We start from the raw sequence: 16,470 nt of genomic DNA on the forward strand, positions 1-16,470 counted from the left end.
ATTATGGGATATTTTTTAGGGCAACACAATCCGTCGAATTATTTTGCACTTACCATATTTCACAGTGAGGCATTTTTCGTTACAAACTATACGTCAAGGGCCTCCAGCATCAGCCGCATCCCGACTTTCATGCCTTCCTCAAAGGCGGTCTTTTCCCAGGCACAGCACACGCTTCCCTGCCTGTCCATAATTTTCTCCCACAGCGGGATGTCTCCGCCGTAGTCATCCACCAAGACATCCATTCCAGCTATACCTCTGAGCCAAGTTTCCAGATTTTTCTCTTTTTGCTTGGCCTCCTTGCCGACCTCGGTGGTCTGCGGTGCTATGGAATTATTCTCCGTGTAATGCTCGTAAATCAAATCCAGCAGATTCTCGACCGGTGGATAGTACTTCGGCGACGCTCCCTCCAAGTATTTTTCCAGTATTTCTTTCAGTTTTTCTATGACGCTACCATCCTTTCCAACCGTAAGCAATTACATTCTGCTCCCCGGTTAGGATGGATATTAGCATCAGGTTTTGCACATAGCAACTTGTTTTTGTAATTAGTTTTAACTAACCAGTATCTCTAAAAATAACCGTGTGAACTTCTGGAGTTCAGTTTGTCCACACGGCACCTATATTACTTCAACTTTTCAAGGATCTCGTCAGCACTCATGCCACCGGCCAATAGTTTCTTAACCACAGCCTCGGCTTCCGACTTTTTTGCTTCTTCCGCTGCTTTCTGCTCGGCTTTTGCTTTCTTTGCTTCGAGTTTGGCGATTTCCTTTTCGACCTGCTTAATCTCCGCTCTCTGCGGCTTCAGCGATTCACGCATAGACTTGATGTCCGTCTTTAATTCCTCAATCTGAGCGACGGTCTTGGCTACGCCCTCTTCTAAGAGAGCTTTGTCCTTCTGCAGCTTTACAATCTGGGCATCAAAGTCGATTTTTGTGCGGTTTTTGCTTCCTTTGGTTCTGGACATAATACGATACCTCGATTCAGTTTTATATGTATTTTTATTAAACCACCATTATTTACCTTTGGCAATAGAGAATGAAAATTTCTCCGCATTCCTGTCTTTCTCCGAAACAATGTACTCCCCGGCAGGCCAGCTCTCGCTCTCCCAGATGAAATCTGAATCGTATCGCAATGCTCTCGCTGCTTCTGCACAGAAATCATTATCCACACACCACTGCATCAGGGTATCATCTTCCAATGTCAGGTACCCATAAGCAAAGCCTCGTAGTATATACATCTGCTTCCGGTTTTCAAACGACAACACCGCACTGTATGCGTGACCGAAGGTTTCTCCGGGGCGAAGATCTACGGCCACATTGAATATGCTCCCTCGCAGGCAGGATACCAACTTCGCTTGGGCGTGTTCCCCTTCCTGATAATGCAGACCTCGCAGTGTGAACGCTTTCCTGCTGTATCCCTGATTGATCTGCCGAACATTGAAATTTATAGATTGGTCGTATGGCACGGCAAGATATCCTCTGAAGTCTTCAAAGGCCGGGACTGTGAGTATTATTGGCCTTGTTTGTCTTGTATCCATCGTTGCGCCTCTCTTTTTATTTTCGTTTCAAACTATATGTTTTTTAGGAAAACACAGGGTGTTCTCCCCTGTGTCACCATTGCTTTCTATACTCCCTTGGACTGATGCCTTCCACTTTACGGAACATCCGGCTAAAATAATTTGCATCTCCCATGCCGACCGCAACACCAACTTCATCCACAGTCATATCCGTAAAGCAGAGTAGCTGCTTTGCTCTGGTGATCCGCTTTGAGATCAGATAGTTATTGACCGTTGTTCCATAAGTTTCCTTAAAGATTTTGGACAGATAAAATTTGTTGATAAAGAAATGTTCTGACAGGTAATCCAGTGCGATTTTCTCCGTATAATGCTCGTCCAGATACTCCTTTACAGCTGCAAGTTCCAGCCGCTTCCGGCCCACAGTCATACTCTCTGGATGCCAAGACTGTTCCATCAGTAAGGTGAGTAAAGTCCCCAGTTTCTCATTAATTCACATATCCCGGATATAATCGGAAGATGATGCCAGATTGTAGAGGTCACTGAGCAGACTGGTAAACGAAGCTATGTCATCCGGATGGAACACAGGCCGACCGCCTCGCTCTTTGTACTTCTCATATACAGCCGGAAGGGACGGTGCATAGAAATGGCACCATTGGAGAGACCAGAGATTATCAGAAGTCGAATGGCTATATGCTTTCCGACAATCAATGAACACGCAGTCTCCCTGGCCTAGCTGATAAGTCTGCTCCTCGTAGGAAAGTTCTCCCTCGCCAGACAAAACAATAAAGCAAAGAAACGACACCAAATCCTCTCTCTGGGATACATGTGGGTGAACAGCCTGCAAAGAGCCGACCTCCTGCAGATGCAAAAGAGACGTTCCAGCAAAGGTTGATGGGGTGTAAATGATTCGAGAGGAGCTTACGGAAGAAGACTGTGGGTTGAATAGTTCTTGGTCCATAAGTTGCTCCTTTCCAATACGAAATATCACTTTTTCCTTCGCTTATATCCAACTGGTGGAACGGCATCCTTGGGAATATGCCGCGATCGGGAATGTCTAAAAAATTGTGTAAGTAAATTGTCTGACAATTTCCCCTTTGCCTGCTTGACTACCTTGCTTTAAATGCCGGAATGCCAGTCAAGGTAAGGGTTCCAGCCTTGACTGACAATTCTGGCATTTGATAAAATCTTGAGAGCAGGTTAGAAAAACTTACACAGTTTCTATTACATTCTCCGGCGATCCTTTTCTATGTACAAATATTTAATATACCTTTACATTTCAGACGCTTACCTTATTATGCGTTACCTGCTAAATGTCCTTCTTATTTTCATTGCCGCATAGTACATCAAACCACCAACTGCTCCACCAACTGTGTTATAGAAGATGTCTGATAGTTGGAATGTTCCTACCTTCCTTAAATCGTAAGAAATTGTAAAAGGATCTTGCATCAATTAGTTGGAATATGTTTTTTAAGGAATTCGGAAACAATACTTTCGTATTTCTCAGGATTCGATCTATAGCAATCTGTATGTTCTGACCCTGAAACTATATACAACTCTCTTTCACTTTTGCAACTATCGTAAATTTTATACGCCATAGATACCGGTGCTTGCTTATCCTTGTCTCCATGAATAATTAGAACTGGCACACTTGTCTTAGACACTGCAACACATGCGTTTGCTTCTTTCAAGTCAAATCCGCCCCAGATTTTTGTTCCTACATTTACAAACTGCGTAAATAAATCTGACAATATTTTATGATGAATTTTTTCTTTACTATTTGCTTTTATCATCTCTAGCGGAGATGTAAAACCAGCGTCATCAATAATTCCACAAACTGATTCAGGTAATCCTAAATCGCTACTCATAAGTGCTACCGCTCCTCCCATGGAAATTCCCATGAGAAATATTGGCATCTGCTCGCCATATTCGGAAACCACCCAGTTCACCCAATCACGACAATCATATTTTTCTAAAACACCGAGCGTTGAAACATTTCCTCCACTCTCTCCGTGTGCCCGCAAACTTACCAACAGTAGATTCCATCCATTTTCTTCTGTAATTCTGTAAATCGGCACACCATTTGTATAGCAGTTTGACCAAAGCCCATGAATAAAGATTATACAAGGTGCATTCTTTTTTCTTTCATAATAGTGACCAACCAACTCTATCCCATCAGAAGCTGCAATTGTAATCTTTCTATTGGACTCAATTTTTATTTTATATGCTTCTGTGAGAATTTTGTATTGCCAATCATCAGCATTTCCCAAATCTGGCCAACGAATTTCTCTCTTCAAGCAGGCCTTTTGAAAAGAATACTTACTTAATCTTAGCACTGCTACTATTACGTTTGTTAAAGCCAGAAGGACTATTAAACCACTTTTTCTTTTTATATGTAGTTTTATTTTCAAAACTGTCTTTACTTTTGGTATTATTTTCTTCAATCAATTCCCCTCCAATGCCAGCTCCACAAGAGACAACAGCTATTAAAGCAAACGTGGCGAACCATAAAAGCAAATTGTTATCCTTAAGCATTAACATAAGTGCACAGTTGATTACAATCTAATGGAAACAGTAGATTCCATAGCTGTACTTGCCAATATACCCAATAGATGCAAATACTTTTTCCCTCCAGACTCTCCACTGATGCATCTACAAAACAAGAACAGGCATCCAAGCATTAATCCTGCGTTTCCATTACAAACTATTCCTTCACATCTCAGCCAGTCATAAGACCGTTGCCTGCTGCTCACCACGGAGAGGTGTGTGAAGATTTGAGCAGCTTACTGTGTGGATGTATATCCACACAGCCTGATTTATGCTTTATAGCCCTTTTCGCAGATTACATTGACCACTTCATCCACATATTTCTGGCAGGTATCGTGCTCAGGCGCTTCCACCATAACACGCACCACCGGCTCGGTACCGGATTCACGCACCAAAATACGGCCAGTATCGCCCAGTGCATCGGTAACTTTACTTACTGCTTCCTGCACAGCCGGGTCGTTCTGTGCCGCCTTCTTATCCGTAACACGGACATTCTCCAGCACCTGCGGATAAATCTTCAGCGGGGAGGCCAGCTCGCTCATCGGCTTCTTCTTGGCCAGCATGACCTCCATCATCTTCAGGCTCGTCAGGATGCCATCGCCGGTGCTGGCGTACTTGCTGAAAATGATATGACCGCTCTGCTCACCGCCAATACGGCAGCCGTTCTTGGCCATATACTCGTAGACGTATTTGTCGCCCACGGCGGTCTTTGCGTAACCAATCCCCTGCTCGTCAAAAGCCTTGTACAGGCCAAAGTTGGACATAACTGTAGTGACAACGGTATTGGTCAGCAGCTTACCACGCTCTTTCATGTAGCAACCATAGATATACAGAATGTGGTCACCAGTGATGACATTGCCTTTCTCATCTACACACAGGCAACGATCCGCATCGCCGTCGTAAGCAAATCCAACATCCAGACCTTTTTCTACAACAAACTTTTGCAAACCCTCAATATGAGTAGAGCCTGCATCGTTATTGATGTTCAGTCCGTTGGGCTGGTTATTGATCACATAGGTATCTGCGCCGAGTGCGTCAAACACAGACTTTGCAATGTTCCAAGAACTACCGTTTGCACAGTCCAAACCAACCTTGACACCCTTGAAAGAATAAACTCCAAGAGAAATCAGATAACCCATGTAACGGTTGCGACCCGCTACATAGTCCACCGTGCAGCCAATATGCTCTCGATGTGCAAACGGCAACTCTAACCAGTCCTGGTCGAACACATGGAGCTTACCATCAATGTAGTCCTCAACCAGCAACAGCGTTTCTTCTGGCATCTTCTCTCCGTAGCAGTCGATCAGCTTGATGCCGTTGTCATAGTATGGATTATGGCTGGCGGAAATCATAATACCGCAGTCAAAGTCATCCACACGGGCAATGTAAGCTACAGACGGAGTGGTGGTAACATGGAGCAGGTAGGCATCTGCACCAGATGCAGTCAGGCCTGCCACAAGGCTGTACTCAAACATATAAGAACTGCGGCGAGTATCCTTACCAATAACGATACGAGCGGGCTCGTTATCTCCGTTACGCTCACGAAGAACATTGTAATACCAGCCGAGGAAACGACCTACTTTATAAGCGTGGTCGGCTGTTAAAGTAATTCCGGCTTCACCACGGAAGCCATCTGTTCCAAAGTATTTTCCCATTGCTTTTCCTCAATTCTGTTACTCTACAGTAACGCTTTTCGCCAGATTTCTTGGCTTATCTACGTCCAGACCTTTTGCAACAGATACATAATAGCCCAACAGTTGCAACGGAATAACAGCCAGACTACCGACAAAGTGCTCATCCACTTTCGGCACATAGACTGTGAAGTTCACCTGATCCTCGGTCTCGTATTTTCCGTAAGTAGTCAGGCCCATCAGATACGCACCACGGCTCTTGCATTCCAACATATTGCTGATAGTCTTTTCGTACAGATCACTCTGTGTCAATACTCCAATTACAAGTGTCCCCTGCTCGATCAGACTGATTGTTCCGTGCTTCAGCTCACCCGCAGCGTATGCCTCGGAGTGGATGTAACTGATTTCTTTCAGCTTCAAACTTCCTTCCAAGCAAACTGCATAGTCAATGCCGCGGCCCACGAAGAACACGTCATGTGCATTGGCATACTTTGCTGCAAACCACTGGATGCGCTCTTTGTCTTCCAGAATCTTCTGCATCTTTTCCGGGATAGTCAGCAGTTCAGAAATATAGTAGCTGTACTGTTCTTCTGTGATTTTCTCTCTGACCTTGGCAAACTGAACCGCCAAGCAGTACATCGCTGCCAACTGTGCGCTGTATGCCTTTGTTGTAGCAACGGAGATTTCCGGGCCAGCAAGGGTGTAGAACACCTTGTCCGCTTCACGGGCAATACTGCTGCCGACCACGTTGACAACAGCCAGTGTTATAATACCCTTTTCTTTTGCAAGACGAAGAGCTGCCAGTGTATCGGCTGTTTCACCAGACTGGCTGACAACGATCACAAGTGCTTTCTGACTGAACGGCATTTTCCGATAGCGGAACTCAGATGCCAGTTCCACACGCACCGGGATGTCTGCCATATCTTCCAGCACATACTGTGCTGCCATGCCAACGTGCCATGCAGAGCCACAAGCTACGATGTAGATCTGCTCGAAGTTCTTGATCTCATCCTCTGTGATTTCCACGTTGGACAGATCAATCTTTCCGTCCTTGATGACAGAGTTCAAAGTATCCTGCACAGCCTTTGGCTGCTCATGGATTTCTTTCATCATGAAATGCTCAAAGCCAGCCTTCTCTGCTGCTTCTGCATCCCACTTGATTTCCGTGGTCTGCTTCTCGATCTCGTCACCGTTCAGGTCATAGAAGTGAGCCTCGCCCGGAGTCAGCTTTGCAAACTCAAGGTTGCCGATGTAATAGACATTACGGGTATACTTCAGAATGGCAGGAACATCCGATGCCACATAGGTTTCCCCGTCAGCAATGCCGATGATCATCGGGCTATCCTTTCGTGCCACCCAGATCTCGCCCGGATAGTCACGGAACATCAACTCAAGGGCATAGGAACCACGGACACGCACCATCGTTTTGGCGATAGCATCGATGGGACCCAGATTATACTTTTTATAATAGTAATCCACCAGCTTGATGACTACTTCGGTGTCCGTCTGGCTATAGAAGGTATAGCCATGTTTCAACAGCTTTTCTTTCAACTCTGTATAATTCTCGATGATACCGTTATGAACGCCAACCACTTCCGACTCTACTGCACCGGAGCCGGAACGGCTGCAATTGCCAGAAACGTGCGGATGTGCATTGGTCTGGCTCGGCTCACCATGTGTTGCCCAGCGAGTATGACCAATACCACAAGTTCCTTTCAGAGCATTGCCTGCATCCGTTTTCTCAATCAGGTTGGACAAACGGCCTTTTGCCTTGACGACCTGCGCCAGATTCTCTCCGTCACGGACAGCCAGTCCGGCCGAATCATATCCTCTATATTCCAATTTTGACAGACCATCCAACAGGATCGGTGCCGCCTGTCGGTTCCCTGTAAAGCCTACTATTCCACACATAATTTTATCTCTCCCTCTAATTTATACAGTAATCAAGCCAATACAAAGTTCCTATATTCTTGCATCTTTTCTCCTAATTATGCTTTATCATACTTTCAAATAATACTTTATATTTTTAACCTTATAACAGTACATCAGTTAATTATTCTACGCCTCTTAGCCGTTCATTGAACGTTGCCTGCTGCTCACCTCGTAGCGGTGTGCATTTTCCGAGCAGCTACCGTGTGATTCCTCACACGGCCTTTTGTTTGTCCCAATCTGAAGATTTTTTATTATAAATTCTCACTTTTCTGGTATCAATCATCTTTCCCAAATGATTTATCGATCAATTTCAAGCAATGCATCCATAAATTGCTTCATATACTTTTCTTCACCAATTGACACGCGCAAACAATTACCAAACTCACCAACATTCGGATAAGCCTTAATCAAGATTTTCTTTTCTGCTTTCATTCTATCTACGATAGTCTGTGCATCCGTCTTAGGCTCAATAAAAATGAAGTTACCAGCTTCGCCCTTATGGCGATACCCATTTATATCCAAGGAATCGACAAGATACTTTCTTCCACCGTTAAAATTTGTAATCAGAGAATCAAGCATTCCCGGCGTTGTCAATACTTTTTCTGCAAACATCATAGCAAATGCGTTCGTGTTATGTGGTGTACACATCTTCTGTACCATTTTAACGCCATCTGACCAGCCAACAACGTATCCCAGACGGCAACCAGCCATAGAGAACAGCTTGGAGAATGTTCTTGTGATAAACACATGATCCTCTGTCAATGCATATTTAATAAATGTCTTCGGATAAAAATAATGATAGGCCTCATCAACCAATACTGTAATCTGCTTTTGTCTTGCAACCTTCATAATAGATTCAAATTCATCATCCGAATATACATTTCCCATCGGGTTGTTTGGATTCAAAAGAATTAAAAGCTGTGTATCATCCGTCATTTCACGAATAATATCGTTAACATCCATACTTAGGTCTTCTTTATACGGAACCTTTACAAAATTACGTCCATACATTTCAGAGTAAACCTGGAACATAAAATAGGATGGTACAACACCGACAATACGTCCATTTACTGAGGTAAACGCCTGAATGATGTAACGGATGCCCTCTGCTGAACCATTTGTCAGGCAAATATGAGAAATATCCGTTCCGAGATGATTCGCCAGAACTTCAGTGAAATGTAACGTTTCCGGATACTGTGCAACAAACTGCGGTGTAACATTTTTAAGAACATCATCAATAAACTCCTGCGGAAGACCACCAGGATTCTCATTCAAATCTAATCGAAGATAATCCTTTCTTGCATTCTGATCAAAAATTCTATACAGATTTTCTACCCTACTATCCAAATAATACATTTTTATATCCTCCTCAATTTTTAATTGCAATAACATCTATACCATTATGAAAATCACTTAAAATCGAAGAAATCGCTTCAGAAACATATTCTTCAATATATCGTGCCATACGGCCATTATCAATTGCTCGTACAAAAGCGACTAATTCATACCGAATTCCTTCCCCATCCAACTGGTAGAAATATCGCCGATTATCCGCTGCATTTTCATAACGTAGTTCAAAATAGTCTGTTTTCCACCACGGAGCTGGAACATAAATATATCCTTTGGTACCCGATACAATCAGTTCTCCTTCTGACTTCACTCCCATTCCAACCTTAATTGATGCAACCGCATTATCATATGTGAAATCCATTTTTGTAAAATCATCAAAATTTCTTTCTTTATCAATGTAATGTGTTACAATCCTTTTAAGCTTATAGTTTGTACCTAAAATTTCAAAGACCGGCAACATAGCTGTAGGTCCCCAGTCAAACGCACTATTCCATACGGTAAGTTTTTCAACTTCATTTGCCGCAAGTTCTTTTAAACTAGTGCAGGTAGCATCAACGGATACAATGTCTCCAATTTTTCCACTTTTAGCCAACAGTACAAGACGTGAAAATGCAGTATTATACGCAGTTTTTATTGCCTCCATCAGAATGCAGCCTTTTGCTTGTGCCAATTCAAAGAGTTCTTTACACTGCTGCTTATCTAGTGTAATAGGAGATTCACATAAGACATGTTTTCCTGCATTTAATACTTTTTTTATCTGCTCATAATGTTTTGTAGGAAAAGATCTAATATAAACTGCATCAACTGTATTTATAAAAATGTCTAAATTGTCCGTTACCGTCTTTAGTTTTTTAAGTTCAGCCGGCACATCATCCAATGAATCAGAATAAATTGCCTCTATACTCAATCCATTTACATATGTGCTCTCTTTGAGTAATTTACACAAATATTTCGATTCACCAACCAGTCCCATGCGAAGCTGTCTCTTCTGTTCTCTAATTTCTGTACTTGATACACCTTGTGTTCTTTCCAAATAGACAACTTTGCAATATTCATTCAGATAATCAAATTTACCCTTCCAGTCAGAGCCAACCGTAAAAATGTCAACATCATACTTTTTGATGTCATCTATTTTTTGCCCTTCATATTCCTCAACAATAATTTCATCAGCCAATCCTGTGGACTTTACTCCATCTATTCTCTCCATCAAAGATTGCTGTACATTAATCTTTCCTCGAGTTTTATCAAAATCATCAGCTGTGACACCAACAATAAGATAATCACCCAATGCTTTTGCTCTTTCAAGAAGTCTAATATGTCCTCTATGCAACATATCGTATGTTCCATAGGTAATTACTTTGACCACTGTTTCTCCCCCTTTCGTTTATTTTATCCAAGCCTATAATACCAACGCTCGTCTGTTTCTCTTACCAGTTCTCCACTACATTTTTCCATCACACGTTTTGATGCGTAATTATATTTTTTCACAGTAGCCAAAAGCTCCGGACAATTTCCAGATTTTGCAATATCAATAAGTGACTTTAACAGTATTGTTCCATATCCATGTCCGCGATACTGTCTTGAAATCGCATATCCAATATTACCGCCTGCTTCTCGTGAGGTTTCTGTAAGTTTCCAACGTATTTTTCCAATACCTACAGGTTCTCCATCAATATACAGCCAATAAATACTTTGTGGCACATACCCAGCCGGAAGCAACCTTCCATTTGCATACTCATACTGCAATTTGCACCATTCCGGGAATTCCTCATATGGCATATCTTTCACATCATTTGTAAAATCATTTTCTCTTCTATCAATGCCCTGTAGCATATCATAAATCGTTTGATTTTCATTTGGAGCAATGGGGCGTAGTACCCCCCCCCGTTCAGTTTCGTAATCAAGTTTTTTCCCTTTCTGACTGTTATATGATTTAAATTCTTCATAGTGATACTTGTCTCTCAAAACTTCCATATATGACTTTGATACATCAAAATCAATGCCGCTATGCATCGCCATTCCCTTTTCAAACATTCGCCAGTTACCATATGTTTTCGTCAGGACTTCGTCAGCAGCTATCGGAACCGTAACATTTAAGAATTCAAATGGAGCATTCGTACAATTCAAGACCCATTCTTTCTTCCAGTAATTTCGTCGATTATTATTGAATAGAAAGCTAACCAGACCTATTTCATTGCTCGATTCAATACTGACTTTTCTAAATATGTCATTTCTCTTTTTATCAATATTTTTTGGACCTGCAATCTTATAAATAGCATTCGAAACATAGTGCTTTATTTTTGCTTTTCCAGTAGCATTCGTCTTAAAGGCACTTCCATAAACTCTTCTGATAAATTGCTGTTGCTTTTCCTGCTTTTGCAATACTTCATCTGATCCAACCCCATCAATCGGAAAAATATCAATAAAAATCCCCTGATTAAATGTATTATGATCGTCAACATATCTCAAATCGATTGCTGTTGTTGCACTGTTTCTAATTTGAACATAGTCTATATTTCGACCCGGATCTGTCAAAGGTGTTTGCAAAAAAAATGGTGCTTCCAACTCATTTTTCGCCAATTGCACAAAGCGATCATAATCAGGGCGGAGCATTCCTACATCAACATCATCATCCCAAGGAATAAATCCCTTATGACGGATCGCTCCCAATAGACTGCCTCCCACTAATTGGTATGACAAACCATGCTTATTACAAACATCTATAAATTTTTCCAGCAGCTGCAACTCTGCAAACCACACCTGTTTTATTTCAATTCCTATATATGTATCGCACCTGACTTCCGGCTGCAAGAATTGTTCTTTATATTTCTCACATAACATCATTCAATACCCCTATTTTCTTAAAGAAGCTCTACTGAAATATCGCCATTAAAGTATCTCTTCAATATTTCACTGTCTTTATATCCCAGATAAGATCTATCTGGATCGTAAAAAACAATAAAATCATGATGTGTTCCGCGCTTTTCAAGCGGCGGTAGTTCCATATAATCCCCATATTGTTGCCGCAAACACGTATCATTTCCTTTAGGGATATTCAAGTCTATAAATTCATAGCTATGTGAAACTGTTTGCTGTACATCTGTTTTCTTATAGAAATGAATTCCCTGTTTCGCATAGGATGGCAACGCTACAGTATCCACATATTCTGTTTTTTTACCAGAATATTTTGTATTATTTTTTTCATACATTCGCCAAACAGATTCAATCGGAAACATTTTTAGCCCACTGATAATCAATCTCTTTATTCCACTAAAGTTTTCTTTTCGATTCCAATTATTCAATGCAAGAAAAAGCATACTAGATTTTGCCAACTGCACTTTTCTTTTTATACCAGTTGGAACATTATCAAATGGATATAACTCAATAAAAATACCACCACCAGGCGCATTTTGCTCATATTCATCAACAATAATTCCGGTCGTATCATTATTGCGAATTCGCAGTAACGAACTAAATACATTGTTTTTTAATACACCATATTCGATTTTATAGTTGCTCGGAAGCTCTCTTATCGACACTTTTCTAAATTTATCAAAGTCACTTCGTAGCATACCGATATCCAGATCATCATCCCATGGAATAAATCCATTATGACGAACTGCACCAATTGCACTTCCTCCAATCAGGAAATAATTCAAACCATATTTTTCGCATACATTGCAAAACCATGTCGCCATTTCCAGTTCACATAACCAAACTTTTTTTCTTGTAACTGAAACCTGATATCCGTCTCTGATTTCAGTTCTAAGATAATCTTCTTTATTCATTATTCTTTTCTCCTACTAATCCCTTGAGTTTTCCTGTTTTGTACATCTTCAGCAACAAAAGCGCATTTACTAACACAAAAATTATCATAAGAGTCCATCTAACAACCAAGAGATCCAACAATACATAGCAAACTGCCAGTACTGCAAACAGCAGAACTGCTAAAACCGCAATGATTTTTGTATCAAACTGTTGAAATCCGATCAGTTTCTTTGCCATCAGGTAGTGGAATAAGAAGTAGCAGATATAGCAAAACAAAGTTGTATAAGCACCAGCAATATACCCAAACCGTTTAATAAAGAAGTAGTTCAGAATAATATTCAGTACAGCAATACATGATGTTGCAAATGCAATATTCCAAGTTTTCTTCAAATAATACTCCGTTGTCGATGGAAGTAAGTACAAAAATGTAAAGAAGGTACATGCTAACAACGGCAATACAACTATTCTCGACTCGTAATATTCTTTTCCTCCAAGAATAAGTACTACCTCTGGGGCCACAAGCATTACTGCTACAATCACACACCACATGGCGTACATATAAATCGTAGATACTTCTTTAATTTGCTTGAATTCCTTTTTGTCGGCCCTTTCGTAATACCATGGTCCATAAACTGTATCTAGTGAATTAACCAGTATTTGTATTATGGTATTAATATTAAACGCAAAACTATAGATACCAGCTTCTGCAACGCCAACCATATTGTTAATCATGATTCTATCAAACTGTGAAAGAACAATTTGAGATAATCCATGTGGAACAATCGGCAGGCTATACTTAACGCCAAACTTCCAGAATGTCTTATTATATTTAGGTTTCTCTGAAGAAAACAGCTTAAACAAAATATAGACGCATATTAAAACAAGTGGCGCAACACACCCTGCTATTCTTGCTGCATATCTTTTGCTGCTGAGTACCGTTGTCATCAAAATCAATGATATCAGCACATTTGCTATAGTGTTGAAAAATGCAATTTTCAAAAAAGAAGTGTATTTATAATCTATGCTAAGATCCGCATTATAAAACTGAAGTAACGCACTGCAATAGCTATGAATCATCAGTAGATCCAATGTCAGAAGATTTAAACCCGTCACCTGTGTAACCGAGCCTGAAAACAAATTCACAATCAATAATGCAACCGCCAGCATTATCATAGGAACAATCTCAATTGATGATACATATTTTCTATAATCATTTTTGAACTCATATCTTGCATTTTTCAAGCTACTATGAAGTGTCACTCCTATCAAGATGACAAATATTCCCTCATAGGACATATATATGTTAAACAGGCCATAATCTGTTTTATTCATCAGTCTGGCAAATATGGGCAATGTAATTAGATTGATTCCCTTTAATAAATAATTTCCAATCGTGTACCCCATGCCAGCTTGGAGTACTTTGTTTGTTTTAATTTTTGATTTCATACTTTTCTTCATTAATATAATTCACTTTTCTTATTATATTTGCTAACACCATTTTTAATCCCGCAAAATATAAAGCACCATACAATCCATTCAAATGAAAGATCTTGTGTCAAAATTGTTGAAAACGCTGCAGCAACAACAAAAATCTTCAACCACCTATTGGATGCTAGCCTAGAAAACATTTTGCTGTATCCAACTAAAGCGTATCCCTCAATAACTATTCCATAAAGCATCATCCAATTTAATGGCGTAAACGTTGCATTGTACGAATCTTCGATTCCTCTTGCAGCTACACCTAACAATGGATTTTGAAATATTTTTGAAAGCGCATAACTAATAGCATTGGTTCGGTCGTAATAACTTCCACTTGTTTTAGTTGATGAGAATTTCATAAACACTCTGCTTCCGATTATGCCTTTATCTATTAGAACGACAAAAATTATCGCAATTACTGATAGCAGCGCAAGAAATCCTATTTTTCTATATATTTTATCTCTATTTCCAGAGCCTAATATCACAAAAAATCCGTACGCAAAAAACACCAAAACGATACTAATATATCCATTTGTAGACAATGTCGTAATCACAGCAACCGTCAACACAAGAACTCTAAATACATTTATTTTTTTGTTTGAAAAGAGTTCTATTAACAAGGCTATATTTAGATAAAATTGAAAAATACCGGGTTCATAGAAAATACCAAAGTTTCTGAAATAATCCTGCATACCAACTGGCACAACAGAGAGCCACAAATTAACAAATAAAACACTATGATTTCTCCAAAGATGTCGCGGAAATGCCCCAAATGCTCCAGGGGCAACTTTATACAGAAAATATACAGCAATCGAAAATAACGCTATTGCCATTATGCAGTCTGTATACTTTTTCAAAAAATCTTCGTAAGAAAAACTTTGTATTACAAGATACGAAGAAATAACTATTACAACAGTACGAATATCAATTGATGCAAACGACCGGTTCACCACCATTGAAAACATAATGAATGATAAGATGATCAGACAGTTCAAAATCTGACTTTTAGCCAATGGCTTTATATTGAATAAATATATTAAAACAGACAGCGTTAGCAGTAGTACGCTTGAAACCATTCCACTATAGCTTTCAAACATATACATTGATGCGCAAAACAGGCAACCAAAAAAAAGCAAATATGTGATTTTTTCTCTAAACAATCCTAATTTAATTTTCATAGCATTTCCTTTCAGAAATACAGTTTGCAATACTGTTTTTTAAATTCATTTATCGACAATTTATTTTTATACGCATTTGCTTTTTCATCATATGTATAATTTGTCCGTTGTATTGCCATATTTAATACTTTTTTAAGGGCTTCAATATTTTCACTTTCAAACGTATATCCGAGATGATTCTTTTCGACTATATCTCCTAGACTGCCGTGGTTTGCTGCAATAATTATCTTTCCTTTAGCCACACCTTCACCTAAAGGACCACTGGCTCCATTAAAAGTTTTCCGATAAGGAAGTACAATTGCATCTACAGCCTGAATTGCCATTTCCAACTCTTCATCAGTCAAAAAACTGAGATGCAGTTTCACTCGGTCTCTATATGGTCTTGCTAGTTCTTCAATTTCCTCTCGCTTTATAGCATCCTCTGCTCCAGCAACAAGTAATTCAAAATCTCCAGTTACGCTTCGCAATGCCTTAAGTAAAATGTCCAGTCCCTTATCATAGCGTGTTCCACCAATGCATCCCAGTACAAAGGCATTCTCACTTAGGCCATAATGTTTCCGTGCTCCCGCTTTATCAATATCATATCCAGTTGAAAAATGCGGATACTCAATATGCACAACATTTTCAATTCCTGCATCTTTAACTTCATTAAAAATAGCATCTGTATGTACAACACCAACGCTTGACAAGTGCATGATTCTCTTAAGGCTTACAATTCCAATCTTTCCCTTTTTGAGTGCATGAATTGTATTGACAACCTTGTGTTTCTTTTTTAGTCCTTCTAGTCCTAACCCAAAATACTTATAAAACACATCTCCGTACAGGAAATGAACAACATCTGGCTTTTCTGTTTTTATAATGCCTTTGACTTCTTTTGTCCACTTATAATATTCCAGCAGTTTCTTGTTAAAAAAATCTGTTTTCCGGAATACATATTGTTTCGCATTAAGCCCTTCTATTTTTTCAGGAAGAACAAGAACGTTTTCCTTTCCAGGAATGTCCATCAACGCTTTCAGATATGTTTGATGATGTCCCCCTGTTTCTATATCTACATATAATACTTTCACTTATTTTT

General features: G+C 39.9%; 15 protein-coding genes. All 15 read right to left on the reverse strand.

The genetic code is table 11. From position 1 onward, the window contains the following. Positions 1–86 precede the first annotated feature (86 nt). Positions 87–473 carry a hypothetical protein gene (locus DXB83_RS14825; RefSeq protein ID WP_118697803.1) on the reverse strand — a complete coding sequence of 129 codons (387 nt, stop codon included), beginning with the start codon at positions 471–473 and terminating at the stop codon, positions 87–89. 146 nt (positions 474–619) lie between these two features. Next, positions 620–961: a hypothetical protein gene (locus tag DXB83_RS14830; RefSeq protein ID WP_118697804.1), complete on the reverse strand. Its 342-nt coding sequence runs from the start codon at positions 959–961 to the stop codon at positions 620–622. A 48-nt stretch (positions 962–1,009) separates the two neighbouring features. Beyond that, the gene (locus DXB83_RS14835) at positions 1,010–1,534 is read right to left on the reverse strand and encodes a dTDP-4-dehydrorhamnose 3,5-epimerase family protein (RefSeq protein WP_118697805.1); all 525 of its coding nucleotides are present in this window, start codon (positions 1,532–1,534) and stop codon (positions 1,010–1,012) included. Between the two features lie 73 nt (positions 1,535–1,607). Beyond that, positions 1,608–1,934, reverse strand: coding sequence for a helix-turn-helix domain-containing protein (locus tag DXB83_RS16960; RefSeq protein ID WP_243108937.1), 327 nt, complete (start codon positions 1,932–1,934; stop codon positions 1,608–1,610). 69 nt (positions 1,935–2,003) lie between these two features. Further along, positions 2,004–2,471, reverse strand: a complete 468-nt coding sequence (locus DXB83_RS16965) for a cupin domain-containing protein (RefSeq protein ID WP_243108938.1) — start codon at positions 2,469–2,471, stop codon at positions 2,004–2,006. A gap of 487 nt (positions 2,472–2,958) precedes the next feature. Continuing rightward, positions 2,959–3,954, reverse strand: a complete 996-nt coding sequence (locus DXB83_RS14845) for an alpha/beta hydrolase (protein ID WP_118697806.1) — start codon at positions 3,952–3,954, stop codon at positions 2,959–2,961. Positions 3,955–4,326: 372 nt separating this feature from the next. Continuing rightward, positions 4,327–5,712, reverse strand: coding sequence for a phosphoglucosamine mutase (gene glmM, locus DXB83_RS14850; RefSeq protein ID WP_118697807.1), 1,386 nt, complete (start codon positions 5,710–5,712; stop codon positions 4,327–4,329). Positions 5,713–5,730: 18 nt separating this feature from the next. Beyond that, positions 5,731–7,599, reverse strand: coding sequence for a glutamine--fructose-6-phosphate transaminase (isomerizing) (gene glmS, locus DXB83_RS14855; protein ID WP_118697808.1), 1,869 nt, complete (start codon positions 7,597–7,599; stop codon positions 5,731–5,733). A gap of 318 nt (positions 7,600–7,917) precedes the next feature. After that, on the reverse strand, positions 7,918–8,976 hold the full coding sequence (locus DXB83_RS14860) for a pyridoxal phosphate-dependent aminotransferase (protein ID WP_118697809.1): 1,059 nt from the start codon (positions 8,974–8,976) through the stop codon (positions 7,918–7,920). Between the two features lie 13 nt (positions 8,977–8,989). Further along, positions 8,990–10,336: a Gfo/Idh/MocA family oxidoreductase gene (locus tag DXB83_RS14865; protein ID WP_118697810.1), complete on the reverse strand. Its 1,347-nt coding sequence runs from the start codon at positions 10,334–10,336 to the stop codon at positions 8,990–8,992. Positions 10,337–10,359: 23 nt separating this feature from the next. Then, positions 10,360–11,814, reverse strand: a complete 1,455-nt coding sequence (locus DXB83_RS14870; protein ID WP_118697811.1) for a GNAT family N-acetyltransferase — start codon at positions 11,812–11,814, stop codon at positions 10,360–10,362. A gap of 17 nt (positions 11,815–11,831) precedes the next feature. Then, positions 11,832–12,758: a LicD family protein gene (locus DXB83_RS14875; protein WP_118697812.1), complete on the reverse strand. Its 927-nt coding sequence runs from the start codon at positions 12,756–12,758 to the stop codon at positions 11,832–11,834. Then, the gene (locus tag DXB83_RS14880; RefSeq protein WP_158581120.1) at positions 12,751–14,184 is read right to left on the reverse strand and encodes an oligosaccharide flippase family protein; all 1,434 of its coding nucleotides are present in this window, start codon (positions 14,182–14,184) and stop codon (positions 12,751–12,753) included. The genes DXB83_RS14875 and DXB83_RS14880 overlap by 8 nt, the downstream gene beginning before the upstream one ends. Positions 14,185–14,195: 11 nt before the next feature. Beyond that, positions 14,196–15,395, reverse strand: a complete 1,200-nt coding sequence (locus DXB83_RS14885; RefSeq protein WP_118697814.1) for a hypothetical protein — start codon at positions 15,393–15,395, stop codon at positions 14,196–14,198. Positions 15,396–15,406: 11 nt separating this feature from the next. Beyond that, positions 15,407–16,462 carry a glycosyltransferase gene (locus DXB83_RS14890; protein ID WP_118697815.1) on the reverse strand — a complete coding sequence of 352 codons (1,056 nt, stop codon included), beginning with the start codon at positions 16,460–16,462 and terminating at the stop codon, positions 15,407–15,409. Positions 16,463–16,470 lie beyond the last annotated feature (8 nt).

The organism is Blautia sp. OM06-15AC (assembly GCF_003481425.1).
Taxonomy (GTDB): Bacteria; Bacillota; Clostridia; order Lachnospirales; family Lachnospiraceae; genus Fusicatenibacter; species Fusicatenibacter saccharivorans.

Coding starts and splice junctions, on each gene's coding strand:
- DXB83_RS14830 (WP_118697804.1), bottom strand. CDS start 961: ATGTCCAGAACCAAAGGAAGCAAAAACCGCACAAAAATCGACTTTGAT.
- DXB83_RS14835 (WP_118697805.1), bottom strand. CDS start 1,534: ATGGATACAAGACAAACAAGGCCAATAATACTCACAGTCCCGGCCTTT.
- DXB83_RS16965 (WP_243108938.1), bottom strand. CDS start 2,471: ATGGACCAAGAACTATTCAACCCACAGTCTTCTTCCGTAAGCTCCTCT.
- glmM (WP_118697807.1), bottom strand. CDS start 5,712: ATGGGAAAATACTTTGGAACAGATGGCTTCCGTGGTGAAGCCGGAATT.
- glmS (WP_118697808.1), bottom strand. CDS start 7,599: ATGTGTGGAATAGTAGGCTTTACAGGGAACCGACAGGCGGCACCGATC.
- DXB83_RS14860 (WP_118697809.1), bottom strand. CDS start 8,976: ATGTATTATTTGGATAGTAGGGTAGAAAATCTGTATAGAATTTTTGAT.
- DXB83_RS14870 (WP_118697811.1), bottom strand. CDS start 11,814: ATGATGTTATGTGAGAAATATAAAGAACAATTCTTGCAGCCGGAAGTC.
- DXB83_RS14875 (WP_118697812.1), bottom strand. CDS start 12,758: ATGAATAAAGAAGATTATCTTAGAACTGAAATCAGAGACGGATATCAG.
- DXB83_RS14880 (WP_158581120.1), bottom strand. CDS start 14,184: ATGAAATCAAAAATTAAAACAAACAAAGTACTCCAAGCTGGCATGGGG.
- DXB83_RS14885 (WP_118697814.1), bottom strand. CDS start 15,395: ATGAAAATTAAATTAGGATTGTTTAGAGAAAAAATCACATATTTGCTT.